This window comes from Mucilaginibacter sp. P5_A6 (genome assembly GCF_056400585.1).
The window spans coordinates 69,976-90,972 of record NZ_JBFUKZ010000020.1 but is presented as its reverse complement, the minus strand read 5'-3'; the positions used below and the strand labels follow the sequence as shown (position 1 = coordinate 90,972).

Below are 20,997 nucleotides of genomic sequence, written 5' to 3'. Positions count from 1 at the left end.
CTTAATGCAAAATTCAGGTTAATATATCATTACCTTATTGTTTAAACAAGTAAACTAATAGTAAAATCTCCCTATATGGAAGCTCATTTTACCATATTGTTCAATAGCCAGTTAGGTTAAACCGGCCATATTATTTTGGTACCTGTACTGAACTGTCATTAATTACAAACGGGTGGTTTTGCAGCATGCGATAAATTTCTGCCCCTGCAAGTAAAACAGGACCGTAACCATGTGCGGCATAGTTATTTACCGGCCGGTAGTAATAAAAAGCAGGATCGAAACCCATACCTGTACCCACGCAGGTACCTTCTACCTGGCCCTTATCATTTACCTTTGTACTTACCGCATTCCAGGCAAGGAGCGCCGCCGGTCCATAAGCTTTGGCATCCAGCCATCCCTTGTTAATAGCTCTTGCAAAGCAATAGGCGTAAATTGCTGTTGCCGAAGTTTCGAGGTACGAATCATTGCGGTCAAGCAACTGGTGCCAGAAACCGGTTGCATCCTGGCGTTGCGCAAGGCCGGCAGCATGTTTGTTTAACATTGCTATCAACCCTGCCTTTCCCGGATGATCCTGCGGTAGTGCGTCAAGCAATTCAATACTTGTTAAAATAGCCCAGCCATTTGCCCTGGCCCAATGAAACTGCGGATGTGGATCCATATCCTGAACCCAACCGTGCATATACAATCCGCGTTCGGGATTAAACATTCGTTTGCTGAACAATTGGTATTGCTTTACTGCTTCATCAAAATACTTGCCGTCGCCGGTAAGCGCGCCCATTTGTACAAGTGCCGGAAGGCTCATATACATATCATCGAGCCATAAGGTATTTGGGTGAGGGCGGTTACGTGCCAGCGTACCATCGGCGAGACGAAATTGCTTTGTCAGGATATAACTGATATAGTTATCAATTATCGGTCGCAGATCCGGCTTTACGGCCCCTGTCCTTACGGCTTTGATCATGGCCGCAGCCATTGACCCCGCATCGTCGAGTGCCTCGGGGGTAATTACAGACTTTACAGGTGTTGTTGCCTGTGGCGAGGTTTTGAGGTAATTTTTAAAGCCGGCAACTGCGTTACCAATATAACTTATCCGGTTTAGCGTATAATCTGTAAATTTTTTATCCCCGGTTGCAGCTCCTGCCTCCAGCATACCCGTATAGGTTACACCCCATTCGTAGCTTATTAGTCTGAAATCGCCGGCTGCAAAAACACTATTGGAGTTTACGTTGTCGAAATTATTGATTGCCTGCCTGCTTGATTTGTCAATTAGCTGATAAGGTGTAACTTCATTCAAATAATAGTATACCTTATCCAGCACAGCTTTAACATCGGCTTGTTTAGTTTCCCCATAAGGGGTTATATAAGCCGGTTTAAGCAAATGTAGTGGTGTAGTTGCATCATTGTGTTTTGAAGAAATATTTTGGCTGTAGGATGCATGTGGGATAGTTTGTAATAACAGCGTAACAATACAGCAATTTAAAGCAAGCCGCAAAGGCCTGCGACTGCCTGGCATAGCGTCAGATCGGAGCATTAAATCGGTAATTAATGGCATGGTTGATATATCGGTTGTAAAGTTATGGTATCAGATGTTTTTCAAGGCAACATTAAGTCAAAATTCAAAAGTCAAAATTCAAAAAGTTTTTTTGGTGTGATAGTAAGAAAACCACAACACCTCAAACGGCATGTTCCTGTCTGAGGTGTTTTTAGGTGGTTAGTGTTTACCACCCCGGGTTTTGGTAGCCACTTTTTTGGCTGGGCGACATGGGCTGGCCATTTACGGTTGTGGCATCAATCTGTATCTGAGGTATAGGCCTTAACTTATCCCTGGGCGCAATACTTGTAGCATCCTTGTTAAATAGTTTTGTTCTGTCATATAATGTTTCCGTACGTGCCAGATCCTCCCACCTGTAAAACTCACCACATAGTTCACGGGTACGCTCATTTAGCATAAAATGGATAAAGCGATCAGGTGCACCAACAGCGGTAGGCGGATAATTTTCACTTGCCGCGTTAGTTGTAAATAAATCGGTAGTAGCCATCAATTGCGGATACGTATCGGATACGTCGCCGGGTGTGCCGCCGTCAAACATATAAGTTTGCGGATTTCTGAATTCACCGGAATGGTAGGCAGCTCTTTGCCGTATCTTATTAATATAATTTAGCGCGGTGGTATAGTCACCCTTTCGCCCATAGGCTTCGGCAGCAATAAGGTAAGTTTCGGCTAAGCGGGCAACTATGCCGTTACGTATCCCTCTTTCTTCATTATAATCACTCGTTACCCGTACCGGATCAAGCATTTTCACCAAAGTAAGGTACTTGTTGTTGTTAAAGCCCTGTTGTATAGCCCCGCCAGGCGTAGTAGTATAATACCGGGCATAAACGGTATACCTGTATTTAGCCAATTGTGCTGTAGTTAATGGATTGCTTTTGGTATTTACAATAAATAACGCGGCAGTATCGCCAATACCAAATTTGTAAGCCCCCGCCAATGATGGGTTAGGTGCATCAGCAGCTGTAAATTTAGGTGTCCCCGCATTTGTGTTAGAGTAAAACACTGTACGGAAGCTTTTATAAAAACGGGAATCGTTTTTACGGTCAAACAGATCTATAGTATAATCTGAAGGGCCTAAACGGCGAAAAGGCCTGCCGTTAAAATTATCGGCATTCCGGGCCATACCGGGGATGCCAACATCATACTGGCAAATGTAATACTCATGTGTACGGTTACCGCTGCCGCCATTCAATGTAAGGTCTTTGATGAACTGAGCCGCAAAAATGATCTCTTTACTGGCCTGTGCTGTCTGGAACCTGCTGATATCGCCGGAGGGTGCAGACCCATTTTGTCCTACAGCCGGTGTAACTACTTTGGGATAGCCTGCAGGATAAACACCGTTCCAGATATTCATGTAATCGTTCTCAAGAGCGTAGTAGGGACTGGTAATTACCTGGGTTGCGTAATAGGCCGCGCTATCCATATCCGTTGGCTTTTGACCCCGGGCATCGGTAACCGCGCTGCCGCGGGTTAAATACACCTTGGCCAGGAAATGCTGCGCTGCACCCTGGGTAGCCCTGCCCTGATCTGTTGTGGTTGGAGTAAGATTATCTGTCGCATAGCGAAGGTCATTAATAATTTGTTTATATACATCGGCTGCAGATACACGCGTAAAATCAGTTTGCTTACCTGTAGTTGGCTGCAATACCAAGGGCACGCCAGCAAACTGCTGTACCAGCTGAAAATAATAATACCCTCTCAGAAACCTTAACTCGGCCATGCGCTGGGTAACCTGTGCCGGCGTACTCAATGTTTTTGATGTTGTGCTTTTGAAAAGCGGTAGCTGCTGGATCCCCAGGTTACAACGCCCGATACCCTGGTAATTATTTACCCATAAACCATTTAATAAACCTTCGGCAGGGTTAAGGCTTGCAGCATAACTGTTATAGTATTCATAGTTAAACTGATCGCCTTCTATAAACTCATCAGTGCCAAAATTATATAAAGCATAAGCCTGCTCACCTTCAAATTTGTTACGAAGAGGAGTGTAAGCTGACCGTACCAGGTCCTGCAAACCCTGGTCGGTATTATAATACTCCTGCGTAAGGGTACTTACCAAATCTTCTTTAAGGTACTTCTTACACGATGTGATGCCAAAACTCATCACGAGTACAATAACCGGAATGATATATTTTTTCATTTTATTATCTTTTAATTATAACCAATTGTTTACAAGCCCGCTTTTATCCCAAATACTAAACTTCTATAACTGTATGAAGTAGGACCGGGGTTATTGGTACTGCTTGATGGATATGAGCTTGAATATGGCATTGTTTCAGGATCGTAGGTTTTGTATTTACTAAATAAGAAGGGATTAACCGCATTAACTGAGAATGATAAACTCCGCATCTTTATTTTATTAAGTATAGAAGCCGGCAGCTGGTACGAAAGTAAGATACTCCGTACCCGTACGAATGATCCATCTCTGAAACCATTGGCCTGCCAGTAAAGCGGTATATCACTGGTGAGGTTAGGCTGAGGATAATCATTAGATGGGTTGGTTGGTGTCCAGTAATTTAACTGTATTGATTGATAGCGACCAACAAGCGAAGGGCGTGGATCGCGCACCAATCCGCCATGGCTGATATACACAAAGGCCGATAATTCAAAACCTTTATAACTAATTGTATTATTAATACTACCGGTCCACTGCGGGTTTGGCGAACCCAGCAGCATTTTATCGGCTTCGGTAATAGTAGTATCACCATTCATATCCTGTACGCGAATCCTGCCGGGTTGCAATGCGGTATTGGCCTTGTTTCCGGCTTTTTTCCAGTAATAGTCATATAAAATACCACCTGGCTGCGCATCGCTGTTCTGGAATATGCCCTGCCTTTTATAATCGTAATATGACCTGATGGGGGCACCTAAGAACCACTGGCTCGAAATGTTATTATTACCTGAACCATCCAGCGATGTAATAGCCTCTTTATTTTTAGAGAATACAAAGTCGGTTGTCCATTTAAATCCACCATGGTTAATATTGACAGTAGAAAGGGCCACCTCAATACCACGGTTTCTTACCTTGCCCAGATTAACAGTTATGTTGCTATAACCCGATGCGTCAGGTAATTTCTGCGGTTGAATTTCATTTGAATTAGATTCATAAACATCAATTGAACCCGAAATTCGACCTTTAAATAAACCGTAATCCAGGCCTATATTTTTGGTTACTGTTTTTTCCCAGGTTAAATCGGGGAGCGGTAAACCATTGGGTGCGTAACCCTGGGCCGGGCTGACACCAAAATTATAGTAGGATAAATTTAAAGTACCATTGGTTAAATATGGCCTGATACCTGAGTTACCTACCGAACCTATGCCACCACGTAACTTTAGCTGATCAACAAAGCTCACTGCTCTCATGAAATTTTCCTGGTCGATACGCCAGGCTACAGAACCTGACGGGAAAGCTTTACCCTTATGCTGTTCAGATAGTACAGAAGATCCGTCATACCTTTCTGCTAAAGTTAAAATGTACTTACCGTTATATGCATAAATTATCCTTCCTAAAAATGATGCTAACTGATATTGCGAATAGCCTCCTTTATAGGTTACCACCCCGGTGGCATTGTTTTGTAAGGAGTACCATTTTTGCGATTCATAGTTAAGGCCGGCGGCCGAAGCATTGGTGGAGTCTCTTCGGTCTTTCACCAATTCCTGTACCGCGGTTATACTGATGTCATGTTTTTTTGCAACAGTAGTACTGTATGACAATTGGTTTTGCAGTGTCCAGGTTAGGTTTGAGCTTGTGTTAAAAGAGGCGTTTGCAGCGCCGCCAGCCCTCGACGAGGAAATGGAACCATTGAATGTACCGTTTCTTACACTCGTTACATCTGCACCAAAAGTGCTTTTCAATGTTAATCCTTTAAAAATATTCGCTTGTACGTATACGTTGGCCAAAAAATGGCTTATGCGATTTTCATTAATGATATTTGTAACATCGTTAAGGGGATTAATAATGTTACTATCATTACCCGGAAACAGCACAAAATTGCCGTTGCTGTCATAAGGTTCGGCCAAAGGTAATTGCCCCGAGGCCGCACTATATATATCAGAACCTGTATTTTGTATAGCATTGGCGTAAGTGATATTACTACCTGCAGAAAAATAGCTTACCGGCCTGAAACTTGCACTATTTGATATACTATACCTTGTATAATCCTGCCCGGGTATAATCCCCTTCTGTTTTAAATATCCCAATGAAAAAGCATTGCTGAATTTTTCTGAACCACCTGATATGGAAAAGTTGTGGTTTTGTGTTGAACCTATTCTTAATGCCTTTTTCTGCCAGTCATAAGTAGATACTTTGGAAGCATCATAAATAGCTACGTTATCCAGTATGGGATAACCCAAACTTGAAAGCAAGGCCTTTTCGGCATCTGTTGTGGGCCGTGTAGCTACGTCAAATACGCCATTTGCGGGATCATACTTGGTAAAGGTATATCCGGCCAAAACCTTACCTAATACGTTAGGATCTGCACCAAAAAGTTTATAATCTGATGCCGGATCCGGAAAATACCGCTGGCTGCTGCTTGTGGTACTTAATCCCGGATTATATGATTTGCCCCCTACATAAGCATCCCTTTTAAACTGCGCATAATCGGGCCCATTAAATACGTTTAACTTTCTTAATATATTATCAAATGATGTGCTGCCACTGTAGTTAACCGTTACCTTACCTGCTTTTCCCTTTTTTGTAGTAATCTGTATAACCCCGTTGGCGCCTCTTGAGCCATAAATTGCTGTAGCCGAAGCATCTTTCAATATGTCGACCGATTCGATATCCAGGGGATTAATATCATCAATGCTGTAAGATACAGGAACGCCATCTACCACAAATAAGGGGTCGTTAGTAGCATTTAATGAGCGGTTGCCCCTGATGCGGATAGCAGAACCTGCACCAGGGCGATATGAACTTGGCCGTACAACCAGGCCCGGTGCTTGTCCCTGTAAAGCAGTGCTCAGGTTAGCTGCCGGGACTTTATCCATTTTTTCCACATTAACCGATGCTATAGCGCTTGATACATCGCCCCTTTTTTGTGTACCATAGCCAATTACCACCACTTCGCTTAATGATTTTGATTCGGGTATTAATTTAACATTCACAACAAGGCCGGCGCCTACGGTAACTTCCTCTGTTTTGAAGCCTATAAAACTAAATATCAGAACACTGCCCTGAACATTACCATCTGGAGCGTGCAGGCTATATGAACCATTGCCATCAGTAACGGTAGCAGCGTTTGTTCCTTTTAGTTTGACACTTACACCCGGTAATGGCTGGCCGGTTTCATCAGTAACTTTACCGGTTATAACCACAGGAGGCAACGGCGGTGCATTATCCATAACATCTGTCTTAGGCTTTAAAATAATGGTTTTATCAAAAACCTGGTAAGTAAACGGCTGGCCCGCAAAACACTCCTTCAGTACTGTTTCCAACGGAACATCTTTCACGTTAATGGAAATCTTTTTTGTTTTTTGAAGCAGCTCATCGGCATATAAAAATTTATAATTAACCTGCCTGTTAATTTGCTGGAATATCTTCTGTAATGAAACATTTTTTTCTGACAGCGTAACAGTTTGCGAATACGAAATTGCGCTTACGTGCATACTACATACCAGTAAAATAACAGTGGTTAATTTCATAATCAGGAGTGTTTTAAATACCGGCTTGCRTATCCGGCAAAAACATTCATAGTAAAAATTAAAATTCATACTTTTGCATTGTATAGGTTGAATAATCGATTGGTTAGTAATTGCATACGGCCAGCTATTGATCCTGTATCTGCCGGGGGCGCGCCAACGCTTCCCGGTTTTTGATCAAAGCTTTTTTATTTGTTTTTTCTCTTTAATTTTGGGGATGCCATTACCTGGTTACAGTAATTTTCCGGCCATCAATACGGAAATGAACTCCTCCTGTCAGTTCAAGCATATTTAATATTTGTGATAGGTTATTCCTGCGTGAAATGCTTCCCGAAATATGTGTTTGAGGTATTTCATCTTTGTATTCAACTTCAACATCATACCATCTGGCAATTTTCTTCATTACGCTTTCCATATCTTCTTTGTCAAAAATGAAAAGGTCATTTTTCCAGGCAACAGACTCATTAACATCAATGGGCTGAATTTTAATTTTTGAAGAATTTCGTTTGATATAGGCTTGTTGTCCGGGCAGTATCGTTTTACTATGACCATCCTGATATATTTTAACTGAGCCTTCAAGTAAAGTGGTTTTTACAGCTTCTTCATCGTTGTAGGCATGTACATTAAAATGTGTACCCAGTACCTGTACCACTGTGTTGTTTGCAAACACTTTAAAAGGCTTTAATTTATTTTTGGCAACTTCAAAATAAGCCTCGCCGGTTAAATAAACCTTACGCTCAAACTTGTTGAACACTATAGGAAATTTTAAAGATGAGGCAGAGTTGAGCCAAACCAAACTGCCATCGGGCAGTGATATTTTGTATTTGCACCCTGTAGGAATAGTAATAATATGGTGTTGGTTTTTGAAAAAGCCGCTGTTGCTACTTGTTATATGATAACTAACAATACCGCTATTGACACTGATTCTTAATCCGGCATAGCTTTTAACCATGCCTGCCGTATGGCCATTTATTGTTACTACAGAACCATCGGCTAAAGTAAGTTTTGCTTTGTCAGTCCCGGGAGGTACATCATTTTTATATGCGATGTTTTTTGAGATTGCAGCCTGTAGTTTTAAAGCGGGATGCGAATTTTTATAAAGTATAGCTGTTACAGAAAGCGTTAAAAGGATAGCCGCCGCGTATTTCCACTTTCGCATGAAAATATAAACCTTTTCAGTAAATGATACATTTTGAGTCCGCATAGCGATATTTTGCCATGCATCCCTGGTTTTTATGGATGTGAGGAAATCCAGGTCGGATTTTATCATTTCCTCATTTTGTAACTTTTCCATCAGCAAAGCATTTTCGGGCTTCGCGTTTATCCAGGCATTCAGCTCAATTTCTTCAATTGCAGATAGACCGCCCTTCAAGTGCTTTGCAATAAGAACAGCATACTGATAAGCTTCGTAATTGTTGTCCATAAATAATATTTAGGCTGTGCCTGGGGCACATAACTGGTAATATTCAGTAAGGACACCTGAATATAACAACGGGGTGACAGCAAGATGAAAAAAAGTTTTTTGAGTAAAATCGAAAAATTAAAAGCAGCTAATGGCTATTAATACAACAAAAAGTTCCGGACTTAAATTGCCTCTTAATACTTTAAGAGCCCTTTGCTTTTGTGTTTTAACCGTATTAACTGATATACCCAATACATCAGCTATTTGATTGTTTTTCATATCATCCAGGTAACTCATCCGGAATATTTGCTGGCAACTGCCGGGCAGCAATGCAATTGCCTGGTGTATCTCTGCCAGTACTTCAGTTCTGATAATGGTATGAAATATGGTTTCTTCAACGGGAATGCCATGCAGACTGTTCATATGCTGTTCGGCTACTTTATTATGCCTGATAATATTTAAACTGGCATTTTTTACTGTACTATAAAGGAAGTTTTTTATCGCCACCGGGTTATCAGAAATATGATCACAGTTGTCCCAAAATTTCACAAAAGCATCCTGTGTAATATCCTCGGCCTGCGGTTTATTGTTAACTATTTGGTACGAAAAATATACCAGTCGGCTATAATAACCATCAAATAAATTTTTTAAATCAGTCTCACGGTAAGTTTTACTTTGATTATCTAAAACATTATTTTCCATTATAGATCAGGTTATAGTTAGGCATAGTAAGACCTTATTTATTAAGCTGAATTTTAAATTAGCGGCTTACGGCAATAATTGGTTTAACTAATATCGATATAAATTTCCCGCCGGGTATCCTGCTGTGTCCTGTACTGAATATAGTACAGTTTTCTGCTTCGCCGGGTTCCAAAAAAAACATAAACCCCGAGGCTATGACGATTAGCCAACGAATAAACCTCTTGCGAACACGGCAAGGGTGGAGTGGCACTGATGCAGCCTAAAATAGCGCCTATTGTATCGCTTTTACAGACCGCTACGCGGTATTTAAAAGTGGAGTTGCTTCATTGGGAGGAAGAAGTCGTTTTTGAAGTTTTTATAGGTCGGCAATTTCCACATCTTCCCAGGTCCGTCTTTTATAACTGCGAAACATTACCCAGTTCACCAACAAAGCCGGAATGATGGCTACCCAAACAGCCGTTTCCCATTGCATGAGCATATAATGGCCGAAGCCGATGGCACCGATAAAACCGAGAATCAGCAGCGACGTTACCATTTTGCCACCACTCTGCTTAACAACTATCGGATTGGAAAAGGGCAGGCCTTTAACCATGAACAGTGCCATGAGTAAACCGTAAATAAGGCTGACAAGGAATGCGAGGATGAGATCATTGATAGCCTGCGGCCCCCATATCGCTACAATACCGGCGCTCAGTACCAGGCAATAAGGGAAAAAGTATAGCGTAACGATTGCCTTATACATGCCTGAAAGGATCTTGCCCGGTTTATCCACCGGCAGCGCATAGTAGACCCAGGCAGACTTATATTTTTCTGACATGGAGATGTGCATCAGCATGGAAGAAAGGATGAATGTACACAGGTAGATCAGAAACACATAGGTATGCCCTGCCTGCAGCTTTTCCCAACGATCATTCAGGTTATCTCCTTTTCCGTTCAGGGCAAAATACAGGAAATAGATTGGTACGTAAGCAAACGCCGGGTACACCTTCATTTTGAATTCTCTTGTCCGGGCAGCAAGTTTCCAGGTGATCCTGAAACCCGCGTTTTCCACCGGATCGGGAGCAATGATGCCGGAGATTTTTTCGATCAATCCAAAGTTGCCTCTCTTTTTGACGCTGGCAGACACATTGGTGCTTCCGTCGGAGGTGGCGATCATTGCCAAACGTCTGTTAAACCCGGGTGCCAGCACTTTTGCTACCAGCCATAAACCTACTAGCGGTATCGTAAAACCAGTTACAGCCAGTAAATCAGTTACATAATTTGCCCTGGCAGTATGTAGCAGCGCCTCGTTCATCGCGGCGATCCAGACGGGCGGGAGCAGATAAGCCCACCAATGGGTCAGTAAATTGATATTCCCTAAAACAGACACATTAATGAGACGGGGCAGGAGGTAATAAGCCGCGAAGATCACGACCGAAAAGCCGATCTGGAAATAACTGATCACATCTTTGAACTTTTGCGGGCTAACAGAGCGCATGAGCAGCAGGTAAACGATGTTTACCAAAAAGATGCTCAGGAAAGTAGCTTCCAGCAGTTGGAAAAAAAAGACGGGCACTGCCGGTAACCCATCAAGGAAGCCGACGATCACCAATGCCGGCAAGCCCTGCAGCATGGCCAGCCGTAATACATAGATGCTGATGTGGAGGATACGCGATACCGCGATGGTGCGGTCGTTAACCGGCCGGGGAAGCAGGATAAACTGGTCGCGGGTATCTACCAGCACCGTAGTGAAATCCGAAATGAGCGTTAAGGCCATGAGCACCATAAATACAAGGAAGTAATAGGTTTGGCCCACATATGGCATTTGGTTCAGGGTAAGTAACAGCCCGATAAAAAAGCCCATCAACACCTGGAAAAAGCTGATCATCCAGGGCGATTGTTGCCCATTGTTCTTCGCATTCTTTTTTACGGCAAACATTGTCTTGGGGCGGCGGTTATCCATCAAAAGCTTTACGCGCAGAATTTCGTCAAGCTGAAGGATGTCTACGCCCGTACGGGCAAGCACAGGGTAAAATAAAGACACGAACCGTAAAAATAATTTATCCGTGGAAAAGAGCTGGAGCGGCAGATTATTCATTGGAGCAGGTTAGATGTTTATTCGAAAGCGTTAATAATGGCATCTGTTTCGGTTGTGGAATCCTCCCTGCCGGTCAGTTTTGAAAAGATCCGTTCCAACGTATCACTGTGATTTTGTTTCAGCGATTCGAACGTGCCGTCTGCAATGATCTCTCCTTTATTGATAAGCAAGATCCTGTCCGAAACCTTTTCCACTACGTCCATCATATGCGAACAATAAAATATGGTTTTTCCTTCCTGCGATAAGCGCATGATTAGTTCTTTGATCATAATCACTGCGTTGGCATCCAGCCCAGATAGCGGCTCATCCAGGATAATGATTTTCGGATTATGGATTATCCCCGAAATTAGCAACACCTTTTGTTTCATGCCCTTTGAGAAAGTGTCCATCCGGTCGTCGCCGTTTGCACCAAGCCCGAAAGCGGCTAATAGTTTTACTGCCCGGTCATGCAACATTGCTTCTTCCATACCATACAGTTTGCCCACAAAATCGAGGTATTCCATTGGCGTGAGTACATCATAGATCTCGGCATTTTCCGGAACGTAGCCTATCATGCGCTTAATCGCCAGCGGATTCTCGGCCATGCTGATGCCATCGACAGTTACCTGTCCTTCAAAATCAGGGATCAGCCCGGTTAATATCTTAACGGTTGTGGATTTACCGGCCCCGTTTGGTCCGATATAGCCGATTACCTGCCCGGGATAAATATCAAGAGACAGGCCTTTGAGCACTTGTTTTGAGCCGTAAGACTTGGTTAGGTTTTGTATTTGGATAAGTGGATCTTCACGCATAGCGATTTCCTGGTTTGATGCCGTTAAGATATAAAATTTAGTTAAGACCAGGGCAAAACAGTTCCAGCCATTAAGCTGGTAGTATGGGCCGGTTAAGTGCCGGATTAGTGGTACATAAAAACGGTAAAGTCTTCCTCACTATAATCCATCCGCACGCTTGCCCGTTCGCAAAGTGTTTCGCAATAAGCCATGATGGTATCGGGGTCATAGGCGGCCAACAGGCCATTGGGAATGACGTACCGGAGCAGGTTAAAACCAAGTCCCATTCTACAGCTTCCGTATAGCCGGGCAATTGCCTTGTAAATAAACTCAGGGTCTTCCTGGCAATAGTTGAGTGAGCCGCTCGCCAGGACATAGTCAGATAAGGGAAAATCATTACAGATAAAATCTCCTTTTAAAAACCGGGCACCCGGCAGGAAGCCGTAACGCCTTTCCGCCTCTTCCAGCAGTTCCGGGATTTGTTCTATACCCGTATACTGCAATCGCTGGCATGTTGTAAACAGGTAGGCAAGCAGGTCCCCATGGCCGCAACCGGCATCCAGCACCGTACAGCCATCCATACCGGCTATTTCGGACAATACTTTAAAGCGGATCAGCTGGCTTTCAGGATCTCTCCAGCCCAGAGCCGCCGTGCTGGTATTACCATGAAAGGCAATCATGCTGCGATGGTAGTCAAATATGGCGGAGTTATCGTTGGCGGGCATAAATCAAAGATAATTATTTGCCCAGTGATTACGGGTTTTGGATAAAGTTTAGTGATCATCTCCCTTTAATTATAGCCCTTAAATGAGTTGTGAAGTGTTGAACAATCAATGATCAAACTTAAAATTTATCCTTCATCCCCAGCAAACCCCAGATCCCGCCACTATGAATAGCCAATATTTTACTGCCTGGTTTAAAATACCCCTTGCCGATTAGATCATACAGTGCATACATCATTTTGCCTGTATACACAGGTTCAATGACTATCCCGGTGGAGGCTACAAACTTTTTTATAAAGTTAATTAGCTCATCAGTCGCTTTTCCATAGCCTCCAAAATGGTAGCCGGTATGGATATCAAACTCAGCTGGAGTTGTTAAAAACCTGTTGATCTCATCTTTTATAAAGCCTCCGTTTTTAAATACAGGTATGGCGTTAAATCGTGTTTTAAATTGATGGTTAGTAAGGCCGTTAATGATACCCGCTGCTGTAGTCCCGGTTCCGCAGGCGCAAAAAATATGGTCGTAATCATCAGTAAGCTCATCAACCAGTTCGCTGCAACCCTGGGCTCCTTCTGCGGATGCACCGCCTTCATCAATGAAAAAAGCATCTTCGTTATTTCCAAAATATTTATGGAACAGGGATGCTTTATCGCGATAGCTATCCCGATCGGTAAATATCAATTGCATACCGTGTAGCTTGCATAAAAACAGGGTATCGTTGCTAACTTCTTCACCTCGCACAATACCCGTAGCAAAAAAACTAAACTTTGCCGCAGCGGCGGCAGTAGCCAACAGGTGGTTTGAATATGCGCCTCCAAAAGTAACAATGTGATTTTTATGCTTTTCCTGAGCTTTTTTAAGCAGGTATTTTAATTTACGCCATTTATTACCCGATATCATGGGATGTATCAGATCGTCGCGTTTTAAAAAAACTTTTACGCCATGCACATCAAATAATGGATTTGTGATCTGATGTACCGGACTAAAAATCTCCAAATCAATATTCATAAAATAACCTGCCCTTAATGCTATTGCAATATTACGCTTAACCTACCACAAAAAACGATTACTTTTGCCCTCAAATGGCATACGAACCCGAGCTGATAGAGCAGGAAGAACAGGATTTATTTGAACACTTGCGCGTTGTGGTTGATAAAGGTCAATCCCTGCTGCGTATTGATAAATTTTTGATGCACAGGGTAGAGAATGCATCACGTAACCGCATCCAAAACGCTATTGAGCTGGGCAACGTACTGGTGAATGATAAACCCATTAAAAGCAGCTACCGGGTAAAACCGCTGGATGTTATTTCGGTGGTGTTGCCTCACCCGCCCCGCGATACCGAGGTTTATCCCGAAAATATTCCCATTAATATTGTTTACGAGGATGACGATGTTTTGATAGTGGATAAGGCTGCTGGTATGGTTGTACACCCCGGTTATAATAATTACACCGGTACATTGGTAAATGCACTGGTGTACCATTTTCAGCAGCTGCCTACCTTGCCTGGCAATGATGGCAGGCCTGGTTTGGTGCACCGGATTGATAAGGATACGTCGGGGTTGCTGCTTATCAGCAAAAACGAACGCTCCATGAACTGGCTGGCCAAGCAATTTTTTGATCATACTATTACGCGTAAGTACATTGCTCTTGTTTGGGGAGATCTTACGGAGGATGGTACCGTAACCGGTTACATCGGTCGCAGTATTGCGGATAGAAGGGTAATGTCTATCTACGACGATCCCGAAAAAGGGAAATGGTCTGTAACACATTACAAAGTGTTGGAGCGCATGGGGTATGTTACGCTGATAGAATGTCAGCTGGAAACCGGTCGTACCCACCAGATAAGAGCACATATGCGGCACATTGGTCATCCACTTTTTAGCGATGCCACTTACGGCGGCGATAAAATTTTAAAGGGTACTATGTTTAGCAAATACAAGCAATTTGTAGATAATTGCTTTGAACTGATGCCCCGTCAGGCCCTGCACGCACAAACGCTGGGCTTTTTACACCCTACGCTAAAAAAACAGATCCTTTTTGAATCGCCACTACCAGCCGATTTTGAAAGTGTATTGCTAAAATGGCGTAAGTATACAGATGCAGATGTGAGATCTTAGACGTTAGATATGAGAAAGAATCCAATCGAACAACAATGAATTTAAACCCTAAGTCAAAATCTCAAATCTGATATCCAAAAATGACACCAGTGCTTATCAATTTTAACGGACAGATACTTCCTCAAAATAGCCAGGTGCTTACTGTGGCCAACCGCGCCTTTAAGTATGGCGATGGCTTATTTGAGAGTATGCGCCTGATGAAGGGACAACTAAAGTTTGCAGACCTGCATGCCGACCGCCTGCAACGTGGCATGAAAGCCCTCAAAATTGACGGCTACTCGCAAATGGATGCCTGGTTTTTAAAAGAAATTGTGGAGGAATTAGCCAAACGGAACAGGGTAAAGCATGGCCGCCTACGTTTAACCGTTTACCGCGATGCCGAAGGGTTATATACACCAACTCAAAATAAAATGGGCTATTGCCTGGAGCTAACTGCATCCGATGAGCCCCGTTATTTTTTGAACGAGAAGGGTTTAATCATGGATGTGTTTACAGAGTTGCCAAAACCATCCAACTATCTATCCAACATTAAAACCTGCAACTCGCTTATTTATGTAATGGCAGGTATTTATAAAACGCAGAATAAGCTGGATGATGTTTTTCTGCTAAACCAAAACGGCTTTTTATGCGAGGCCAGCAACTCCAATATATTTATACATTATCAAAACCATTTGTATACCCCGGCACTAAGCGAGGGCTGTGTAGAGGGAGTGATGAGGCAGGTAGTAATCAAATTAGCACATGATAATAATATTAATATCACCGAAGCCCAGATAAATCCTGATATCCTATACGAAGCCGACGAAGTATTTTTAACCAATGCCACCCGCGGTATTCAAACTGTGATGGGCTTTGGCGTAAGGCGCTATTTTAACAGGGTGAGTAAACAGTTGATGGACGAGCTGAATAAAATATAGGTAGTGTAATTATTTAGTTTGTCATGCTGAACGTAGTGAAGCAATTATACGTTATGTAGCACCGATGTACCTGGTGTCGAATAGATCGTTCGTTCCTAAGGATGACAAATTAAAAGCAAACTATTCTTCTACGGAAACCGGCGCGTTAATAGCATTTAAAATACCATCCCAAAGCTCAATTCTTGCCTGTAAAGCTTCCTGAACAGCAATTGTAGCTTCTTCCCATTTATTATCATCATCGCCGCAAAGTTCGGCAGTCATTTGGTAGGCTAATTGAGAATGATGATCGCCGTCAACTTCAATATGGCGTTCAAGGTAGTACAATAAAATATCAACCTTGCCCGGTAACTGTTGGCTAATCTTTTTTACTATGCTCACAAACATTTCCGGTATCAGGTCCTCCCGGCCAAAAGTAAATACTGCTGCCTGCACATGGTTTTTATTGGTGCCAATAACATCAAAAGTATGCTGCATAAAGTTACGCGCAGCCAGGGGGATATCTGCAATAATCAAGGCTTCGTCAATGTGTTTGCCAAAATTTAGTTCATGAAATAAATTATTAATGGCAATTGCCTGGCTGCCTGCTTGCTGCATGGCACGCAGGTACAGCTCAAAATGGCTCGTACGCTCACCCTGCTCATCCACGTCACTTTCTTCGCCGGTTACAATTTCGTTGATAAGGTAGCGGGTATTGGCATTCCCGGTTGGCATCCAGGGGGCAACGGTACAGGTAAGTTTTTGCTGTAACGATTTTAACAACGACATAAAATCCCAAACGGCAAATACGTGGTGATCCATAAAAACAGTAAGCTCATCAAGTGTGTTGATGTTTTTATATAGTTCGTGTTGTATCAGCTGGTTGCGTAACGGCTGGATCCGGGTTTTTAAAAGTGCAATGTGGTCGCTGTAATTTGCCATCAGGTAATAAAAATTATGAAGGCGCAAAAATAGCAAACCAGTTTATTAAATAGCAGTAGGTTGTGGTTTTTGACTTTGAGTTGATATGTGCAAAGATGTAATTTAAGCTTTGTCTGGATGCTGTCTTGTATCAAACAATCTTAAAATGATAATTTTGTCACCCTTTACTCGGTAATATATCTTTAACCTTTTGTGTGCAACGAAAAAACGGATTTTTTTCCCGGCATTTGAAAGTCTTCCGAGTTCCGGGAAGTTTTGAAGTATTTTAACAAATTCAATGGTAAGGTTTTTAAAACGGATAGCGGCTGCATTGCCAAAATCATGAATAATGTAACCGAGAATAATATCAAAATCAAGTTCAGCTTCTTTAGTAAAAACTACTTTAAAGGCCATTGTTTGTATTTCGCTACTATAACAGATAGGGGTACTAAGTTATCTTCATTCTCACTTGATTCATAAGCTTCTAAAAGTTCCTGCTGTTGTTTTACCGATAATGACTGCCAATCTGAATTGTCTGCATTTACTGATTGACTTATAATATCATAAAATTGCGACAAAAGCTCAGGGTCATTTATCTGATCTATTAGACTGTGAAATTCTGATTTTAATTCGGCAAGTTTCATGTTTATAAATTTAGGAATATAAAAACAAATAATCAATACTCACAATTTCATCCCTCTCAAAAAATCCTCAATTCCCATACGCTTTTTGCCTTCCAGCTGTACATCTTTCAAGCTGATAAAGCCATCTTTTGCCGCAAACTTCAGGTATGTCTTGCTATCGGTAAGGAAACTTCCCGGTTGTATAGCCGGTTGTTCGTTAGGTAATAGCTCCGAAGCATATACTTTTAAAACTTTATCATTCAGGTGGGTGTAAGCGGTTGGAATTGGGCTTAGTCCACGGATCTTGTTGTATATATTTAACGCCGGTTGATCCCAGTCTATCAGGCAATCTTCCTTGAATATTTTAGGGGCATGTTTCAATTCTTCGCCGCTTAACAAGTTCAGCTGCGGGTGCTCATGGTATCGGCCGCTCTCCACAGCTTTTACAGTTTTTACAAGCAACCCTGCACCCTTATTCATGAGTCGATCATGCAGGTCGCCTGCAGATTCATGACCATTAAGGGTTAATTTTTCGGTGAATAAAACATCGCCGGTATCAATATCATGTTTTAGGAAAAATGTGGTTGCGCCGCTTTCTTTTTCACCATTGATGATTGCCCAGTTTATAGGGGCGGCACCACGGTATTGGGGCAACAAAGAAGCATGCAGGTTTATGGTGCCTTTGGCAGGCATCGTCCAAACCACTTCAGGCAACATACGGAACGCTACTACCACCTGCAGATCGGCATAAAGAGCTTTAAGCTCAGCTAAAAACTCCGGGTTTTTTAACTTTTCGGGTTGTAAAACTTTTAACCCGTTGGCCACTGCATACTGCTTCACTGCCGATTCGTTAAGCTTTTGTCCGCGGCCTGCAGGTTTATCAGGTGCGGTAACAACGCCAACAATATCGCAGCCGGCCTTTATCAAAGCATCCAGGGATGTAACGGCAAATTCGGGGGTTCCCATAAATACAATTCTCATGGTATATGCTATTTTATCTGCTTCTTTATTATTGGTACAACAAGTATTTGCTTCGGATGCGTTTAAATTTTTCTAATCCCGGTTGCCAGCTACTACGGATCTCACCTTCGGTTTTACCCTCACTTATTTGCTTTTGCAGCATTGTATTACCTGCCAGTTTTGTAAAATAGGCGTTAAAAAAATGATCTTTATCGGGGAAAGCTTTGTAAAGTTCTATCAGCCAGGAAAGGTTGATGTGCCCGGTTTTCCTGATCTTATCAGCGCTATAGCTTTTTAAATCAATACCAAAGCATTGCTTATCTTTTTGAGGCGGGTTTTCGCTCATACCCGGAATGCTTAAAGGGGTAAATGAATAGGTATAACGACCTTTTAATAAAGGATGCCCAAGCACCAGGAAGGGGAAATAGGTGCCCCTGCCTAAACTGAAAGTGGTGCCTTCAAACAAACATACGCTGGGATAAAGTAAAATGGATTGATCAGTATTTAAATTGGGCGATGGGTAAACCGGTAATTTATAAGGCATATCATGCCTGTAGTTGGCCACCTTTATGATTTTTAGCTTGCATTTTACACCATTTTTTAACCAATTTTCGCCGTTAATCATTTTTGCATATTCGCCAATAGTCATACCATGACTTATAGGGATAGGGTGCATAGCAACAAAAGCTCTTGGCACTTCGGCAGTATCCAATACGGGGCCATCAATAAGATAACCATTTGGATTGGGCCTGTCAAGTATCATCAGCTCGATATCGTTTTCGGCACAGGCTTCCATTACATAGTGCAGGGTAGATATATAGGTGTAAAACCTTGCTCCAACGTCCTGGATATCAAATACCATCAGGTCGATATTTTTAAGATCATCGGCTGTAGGTTTGTAATGTTTATTGCCGTACAGGGATATTACCGGAAGACCGGTTTTGGCATCTATAGCGTCATTAACTACGGCACCGTTACTGGCATTGCCGCGGAAGCCATGTTCGGGCCCGAAGACTTTTTTGATGCTGATGCCACGTTTTAACAAACTATCAACACTGGAGGTAAAGGTTTTGCCAATAACTGAAGTTTGATTAACAACCATTCCAATATTTTTTCCCTTAAGATAGTCAATATACTGCGGAATTTGATCGGCGCCGGTAATTATTTCTGTATTAATTTTATTGTTAGCTCTGCCTGTCTTCGGCGGTGTATTTGTGCTGATAGCCGGGCTGCCGCAGGCTGCGTATACAGTAAGGGTCACAATTAAAGCGCTTTGTAAAAAAACAGGAATAATCTTCATAAAATATTGTATTGAAACAATTTAAAAAGTAGCAGGTTTAATAGCAAAACCGCATATTTGCGAAGGTACTAAAAATCATTCTGCATTGAGTTTCGCCTCCTTTATATCAGCCCGTATAACATTCAAGTCAAAGCGCACATTTTCAAAACTGATTGTGCGTATTGCCATTATTGGCATTATGTTGGGTTTAGGGGTGATGATATTATCATTAGCCATTGTAAAAGGATTTAAACGTGAGATTCGCGAAAAAGTTCGGGGTTTTGCCGGGGATATCCGTGTGGTGAAGTTCGATCTGAACAGTTCATACGATAGTTCGCCCATTACTTATGACGATGCTTTTGTAAAACGAGCGCTTAAAAGTCCGCTAATTACACACGTAATGGCAACTGCCACCAAGCCAGGAATTATTAAAGCCAATAATGAAATTGAAGGGGTTGTACTAAAGGGCGTTGATAAAACTTACGACTTTAGTTACTTTAAAAAGATGATGGTGGCCGGTGATGTGATCGACTTTAAAGATTCTGTTGAAGCCCAAAAGGAGATCATGCTATCGCAGGAAACTGCCAACCGGCTGAAACTAAAAGTAGGCGATAAACTGCTGATGTATTTTGTTCAGGAACCATTGCGTATGCGTAAGCGCCAGTTTAAAATAAAAGGCATTTTTAACATCGAGGTTGAGGAAGTAGATAAAACATTTGTTATTGGTGCTTTATCATTAATTAATCGTCTTAACGATTGGAAACCCGGTGAAATAGGGCAGTATGAGCTGCGGGTAGCTGATTTTGACCAGGTTGATTATGCAGCAGATAGGCTTAACAATATTTTGCCGATAAAGTTAAAATCGCATACGGTGATGGAGGATTACCCCACTATATTTGAATGGCTTAACTTGTTGGATGTTAACTCGGTAGTGATGCTGGCGCTTATGGTTATTGTTGCCGTTATCAATATGATATCTGCCCTGCTTATTATGATATTGGAGCGTACCGCCATGATAGGTATGTTTAAGGCCATGGGCGCAACCAACTGGAATATTCAAAAAGTGTTTTTATTTAACGCCACATACCTGATTGGATTGGGGTTGTTATTAGGGAATACTCTGGGGTTGGGCCTCGGTTATTTTCAGCAACAAACCCACTTTTTTAAGCTCGATCCGGCATCATATTATATGATCTTTGTGCCCGTACAATTTAGCTTGTCAGACATTTTGTTGCTCAATTTGGGTACGCTGGTAATCTGCCTTTTGGTGCTGATTATACCCTCTATGCTGGTGAGCAAAATTTCGCCGGTAAAAGCGATAAGATTTAAATAGTT

At 42.3% G+C, this 20,997-nt stretch carries 17 protein-coding genes; 3 read left to right on the top strand and 14 right to left on the bottom strand.

Annotated features, from left to right (window positions below; translation table 11 throughout):
• Nucleotides 1–130 precede the first annotated feature (130 nt).
• The 9 genes from AC1DO4_RS19730 to AC1DO4_RS19690 form a co-directional block, all read right to left on the bottom strand.
• A complete protein-coding gene (locus AC1DO4_RS19730; protein ID WP_477418926.1) occupies nt 131–1,552 on the bottom strand; it encodes a glycoside hydrolase family 88/105 protein in 1,422 nt (473 codons plus the stop codon).
• Between the two features lie 166 nt (nt 1,553–1,718).
• Nucleotides 1,719–3,692 (bottom strand): RagB/SusD family nutrient uptake outer membrane protein, encoded by a 1,974-nt coding sequence (locus AC1DO4_RS19725; protein ID WP_477418924.1) that lies wholly within the window; start codon nt 3,690–3,692, stop codon nt 1,719–1,721.
• Between the two features lie 29 nt (nt 3,693–3,721).
• Nucleotides 3,722–7,195, bottom strand: a complete 3,474-nt coding sequence (locus AC1DO4_RS19720) for a TonB-dependent receptor (RefSeq protein ID WP_477418922.1) — start codon at nt 7,193–7,195, stop codon at nt 3,722–3,724.
• Nucleotides 7,196–7,415: 220 nt separating this feature from the next.
• On the bottom strand, nt 7,416–8,615 hold the full coding sequence (locus AC1DO4_RS19715) for a FecR family protein (RefSeq protein WP_477418920.1): 1,200 nt from the start codon (nt 8,613–8,615) through the stop codon (nt 7,416–7,418).
• Nucleotides 8,616–8,732: 117 nt separating this feature from the next.
• On the bottom strand, nt 8,733–9,296 hold the full coding sequence (locus tag AC1DO4_RS19710) for an RNA polymerase sigma-70 factor (protein WP_477404604.1): 564 nt from the start codon (nt 9,294–9,296) through the stop codon (nt 8,733–8,735).
• A 355-nt stretch (nt 9,297–9,651) separates the two neighbouring features.
• A complete protein-coding gene (locus AC1DO4_RS19705; RefSeq protein ID WP_477418918.1) occupies nt 9,652–11,214 on the bottom strand; it encodes a hypothetical protein in 1,563 nt (520 codons plus the stop codon).
• 176 nt (nt 11,215–11,390) lie between these two features.
• Entirely contained in the window at nt 11,391–12,164 is a 774-nt protein-coding gene (locus AC1DO4_RS19700; RefSeq protein ID WP_477404608.1) for an ABC transporter ATP-binding protein, read from the bottom strand.
• A 104-nt stretch (nt 12,165–12,268) separates the two neighbouring features.
• Nucleotides 12,269–12,868: a class I SAM-dependent methyltransferase gene (locus tag AC1DO4_RS19695; protein WP_477418916.1), complete on the bottom strand. Its 600-nt coding sequence runs from the start codon at nt 12,866–12,868 to the stop codon at nt 12,269–12,271.
• 118 nt (nt 12,869–12,986) lie between these two features.
• Nucleotides 12,987–13,874 (bottom strand): 1-aminocyclopropane-1-carboxylate deaminase/D-cysteine desulfhydrase, encoded by an 888-nt coding sequence (locus AC1DO4_RS19690; RefSeq protein ID WP_477418914.1) that lies wholly within the window; start codon nt 13,872–13,874, stop codon nt 12,987–12,989.
• 74 nt (nt 13,875–13,948) lie between these two features.
• On the opposite strand from AC1DO4_RS19690, the gene AC1DO4_RS19685 reads away from it, so the two are divergent.
• On the top strand, nt 13,949–14,986 hold the full coding sequence (locus AC1DO4_RS19685; RefSeq protein ID WP_477418912.1) for an RluA family pseudouridine synthase: 1,038 nt from the start codon (nt 13,949–13,951) through the stop codon (nt 14,984–14,986).
• Between the two features lie 80 nt (nt 14,987–15,066).
• The gene (locus tag AC1DO4_RS19680) at nt 15,067–15,903 is read left to right on the top strand and encodes an aminotransferase class IV (RefSeq protein WP_477418910.1); all 837 of its coding nucleotides are present in this window, start codon (nt 15,067–15,069) and stop codon (nt 15,901–15,903) included.
• Between the two features lie 120 nt (nt 15,904–16,023).
• Here AC1DO4_RS19680 and AC1DO4_RS19675 read toward each other — a convergent pair whose 3' ends face one another.
• The 5 genes from AC1DO4_RS19675 to AC1DO4_RS19655 form a co-directional block, all read right to left on the bottom strand.
• A complete protein-coding gene (locus tag AC1DO4_RS19675; protein ID WP_477419027.1) occupies nt 16,024–16,701 on the bottom strand; it encodes a DUF3050 domain-containing protein in 678 nt (225 codons plus the stop codon).
• Nucleotides 16,702–16,923: 222 nt separating this feature from the next.
• Entirely contained in the window at nt 16,924–17,214 is a 291-nt protein-coding gene (locus AC1DO4_RS19670) for a type II toxin-antitoxin system RelE/ParE family toxin (RefSeq protein WP_477418908.1), read from the bottom strand.
• Entirely contained in the window at nt 17,199–17,444 is a 246-nt protein-coding gene (locus AC1DO4_RS19665; protein ID WP_477418906.1) for a hypothetical protein, read from the bottom strand. The genes AC1DO4_RS19670 and AC1DO4_RS19665 overlap by 16 nt, the downstream gene beginning before the upstream one ends.
• Before the next feature lie 39 nt (nt 17,445–17,483).
• A complete protein-coding gene (gene fmt, locus AC1DO4_RS19660; protein WP_477418904.1) occupies nt 17,484–18,404 on the bottom strand; it encodes a methionyl-tRNA formyltransferase in 921 nt (306 codons plus the stop codon).
• A gap of 28 nt (nt 18,405–18,432) precedes the next feature.
• Entirely contained in the window at nt 18,433–19,683 is a 1,251-nt protein-coding gene (locus AC1DO4_RS19655) for an exo-beta-N-acetylmuramidase NamZ family protein (RefSeq protein WP_477418902.1), read from the bottom strand.
• Nucleotides 19,684–19,768: 85 nt separating this feature from the next.
• Between AC1DO4_RS19655 and AC1DO4_RS19650 the strand changes: the two genes are divergently transcribed.
• Entirely contained in the window at nt 19,769–20,995 is a 1,227-nt protein-coding gene (locus tag AC1DO4_RS19650; RefSeq protein WP_477418900.1) for an ABC transporter permease, read from the top strand.
• Nucleotides 20,996–20,997 lie beyond the last annotated feature (2 nt).

What these genes read in the sequence shown, in the direction of transcription:
- AC1DO4_RS19730 (WP_477418926.1), bottom strand. Translation starts at nt 1,552, where the DNA reads ATGCCATTAATTACCGATTTAATGCTCCGATCTGACGCTATGCCAGGC.
- AC1DO4_RS19725 (WP_477418924.1), bottom strand. Translation starts at nt 3,692, where the DNA reads ATGAAAAAATATATCATTCCGGTTATTGTACTCGTGATGAGTTTTGGC.
- AC1DO4_RS19720 (WP_477418922.1), bottom strand. Translation starts at nt 7,195, where the DNA reads ATGAAATTAACCACTGTTATTTTACTGGTATGTAGTATGCACGTAAGC.
- AC1DO4_RS19715 (WP_477418920.1), bottom strand. Translation starts at nt 8,615, where the DNA reads ATGGACAACAATTACGAAGCTTATCAGTATGCTGTTCTTATTGCAAAG.
- AC1DO4_RS19710 (WP_477404604.1), bottom strand. Translation starts at nt 9,296, where the DNA reads ATGGAAAATAATGTTTTAGATAATCAAAGTAAAACTTACCGTGAGACT.
- AC1DO4_RS19705 (WP_477418918.1), bottom strand. Translation starts at nt 11,214, where the DNA reads ATGTTTGCCGTAAAAAAGAATGCGAAGAACAATGGGCAACAATCGCCC.
- AC1DO4_RS19700 (WP_477404608.1), bottom strand. Translation starts at nt 12,164, where the DNA reads ATGCGTGAAGATCCACTTATCCAAATACAAAACCTAACCAAGTCTTAC.
- AC1DO4_RS19695 (WP_477418916.1), bottom strand. Translation starts at nt 12,868, where the DNA reads ATGCCCGCCAACGATAACTCCGCCATATTTGACTACCATCGCAGCATG.
- AC1DO4_RS19690 (WP_477418914.1), bottom strand. Translation starts at nt 13,874, where the DNA reads ATGAATATTGATTTGGAGATTTTTAGTCCGGTACATCAGATCACAAAT.
- AC1DO4_RS19685 (WP_477418912.1), top strand. Translation starts at nt 13,949, where the DNA reads ATGGCATACGAACCCGAGCTGATAGAGCAGGAAGAACAGGATTTATTT.
- AC1DO4_RS19680 (WP_477418910.1), top strand. Translation starts at nt 15,067, where the DNA reads ATGACACCAGTGCTTATCAATTTTAACGGACAGATACTTCCTCAAAAT.
- AC1DO4_RS19675 (WP_477419027.1), bottom strand. Translation starts at nt 16,701, where the DNA reads ATGGATCACCACGTATTTGCCGTTTGGGATTTTATGTCGTTGTTAAAA.
- AC1DO4_RS19670 (WP_477418908.1), bottom strand. Translation starts at nt 17,214, where the DNA reads ATGGCCTTTAAAGTAGTTTTTACTAAAGAAGCTGAACTTGATTTTGAT.
- AC1DO4_RS19665 (WP_477418906.1), bottom strand. Translation starts at nt 17,444, where the DNA reads ATGAAACTTGCCGAATTAAAATCAGAATTTCACAGTCTAATAGATCAG.
- fmt (WP_477418904.1), bottom strand. Translation starts at nt 18,404, where the DNA reads ATGAGAATTGTATTTATGGGAACCCCCGAATTTGCCGTTACATCCCTG.
- AC1DO4_RS19655 (WP_477418902.1), bottom strand. Translation starts at nt 19,683, where the DNA reads ATGAAGATTATTCCTGTTTTTTTACAAAGCGCTTTAATTGTGACCCTT.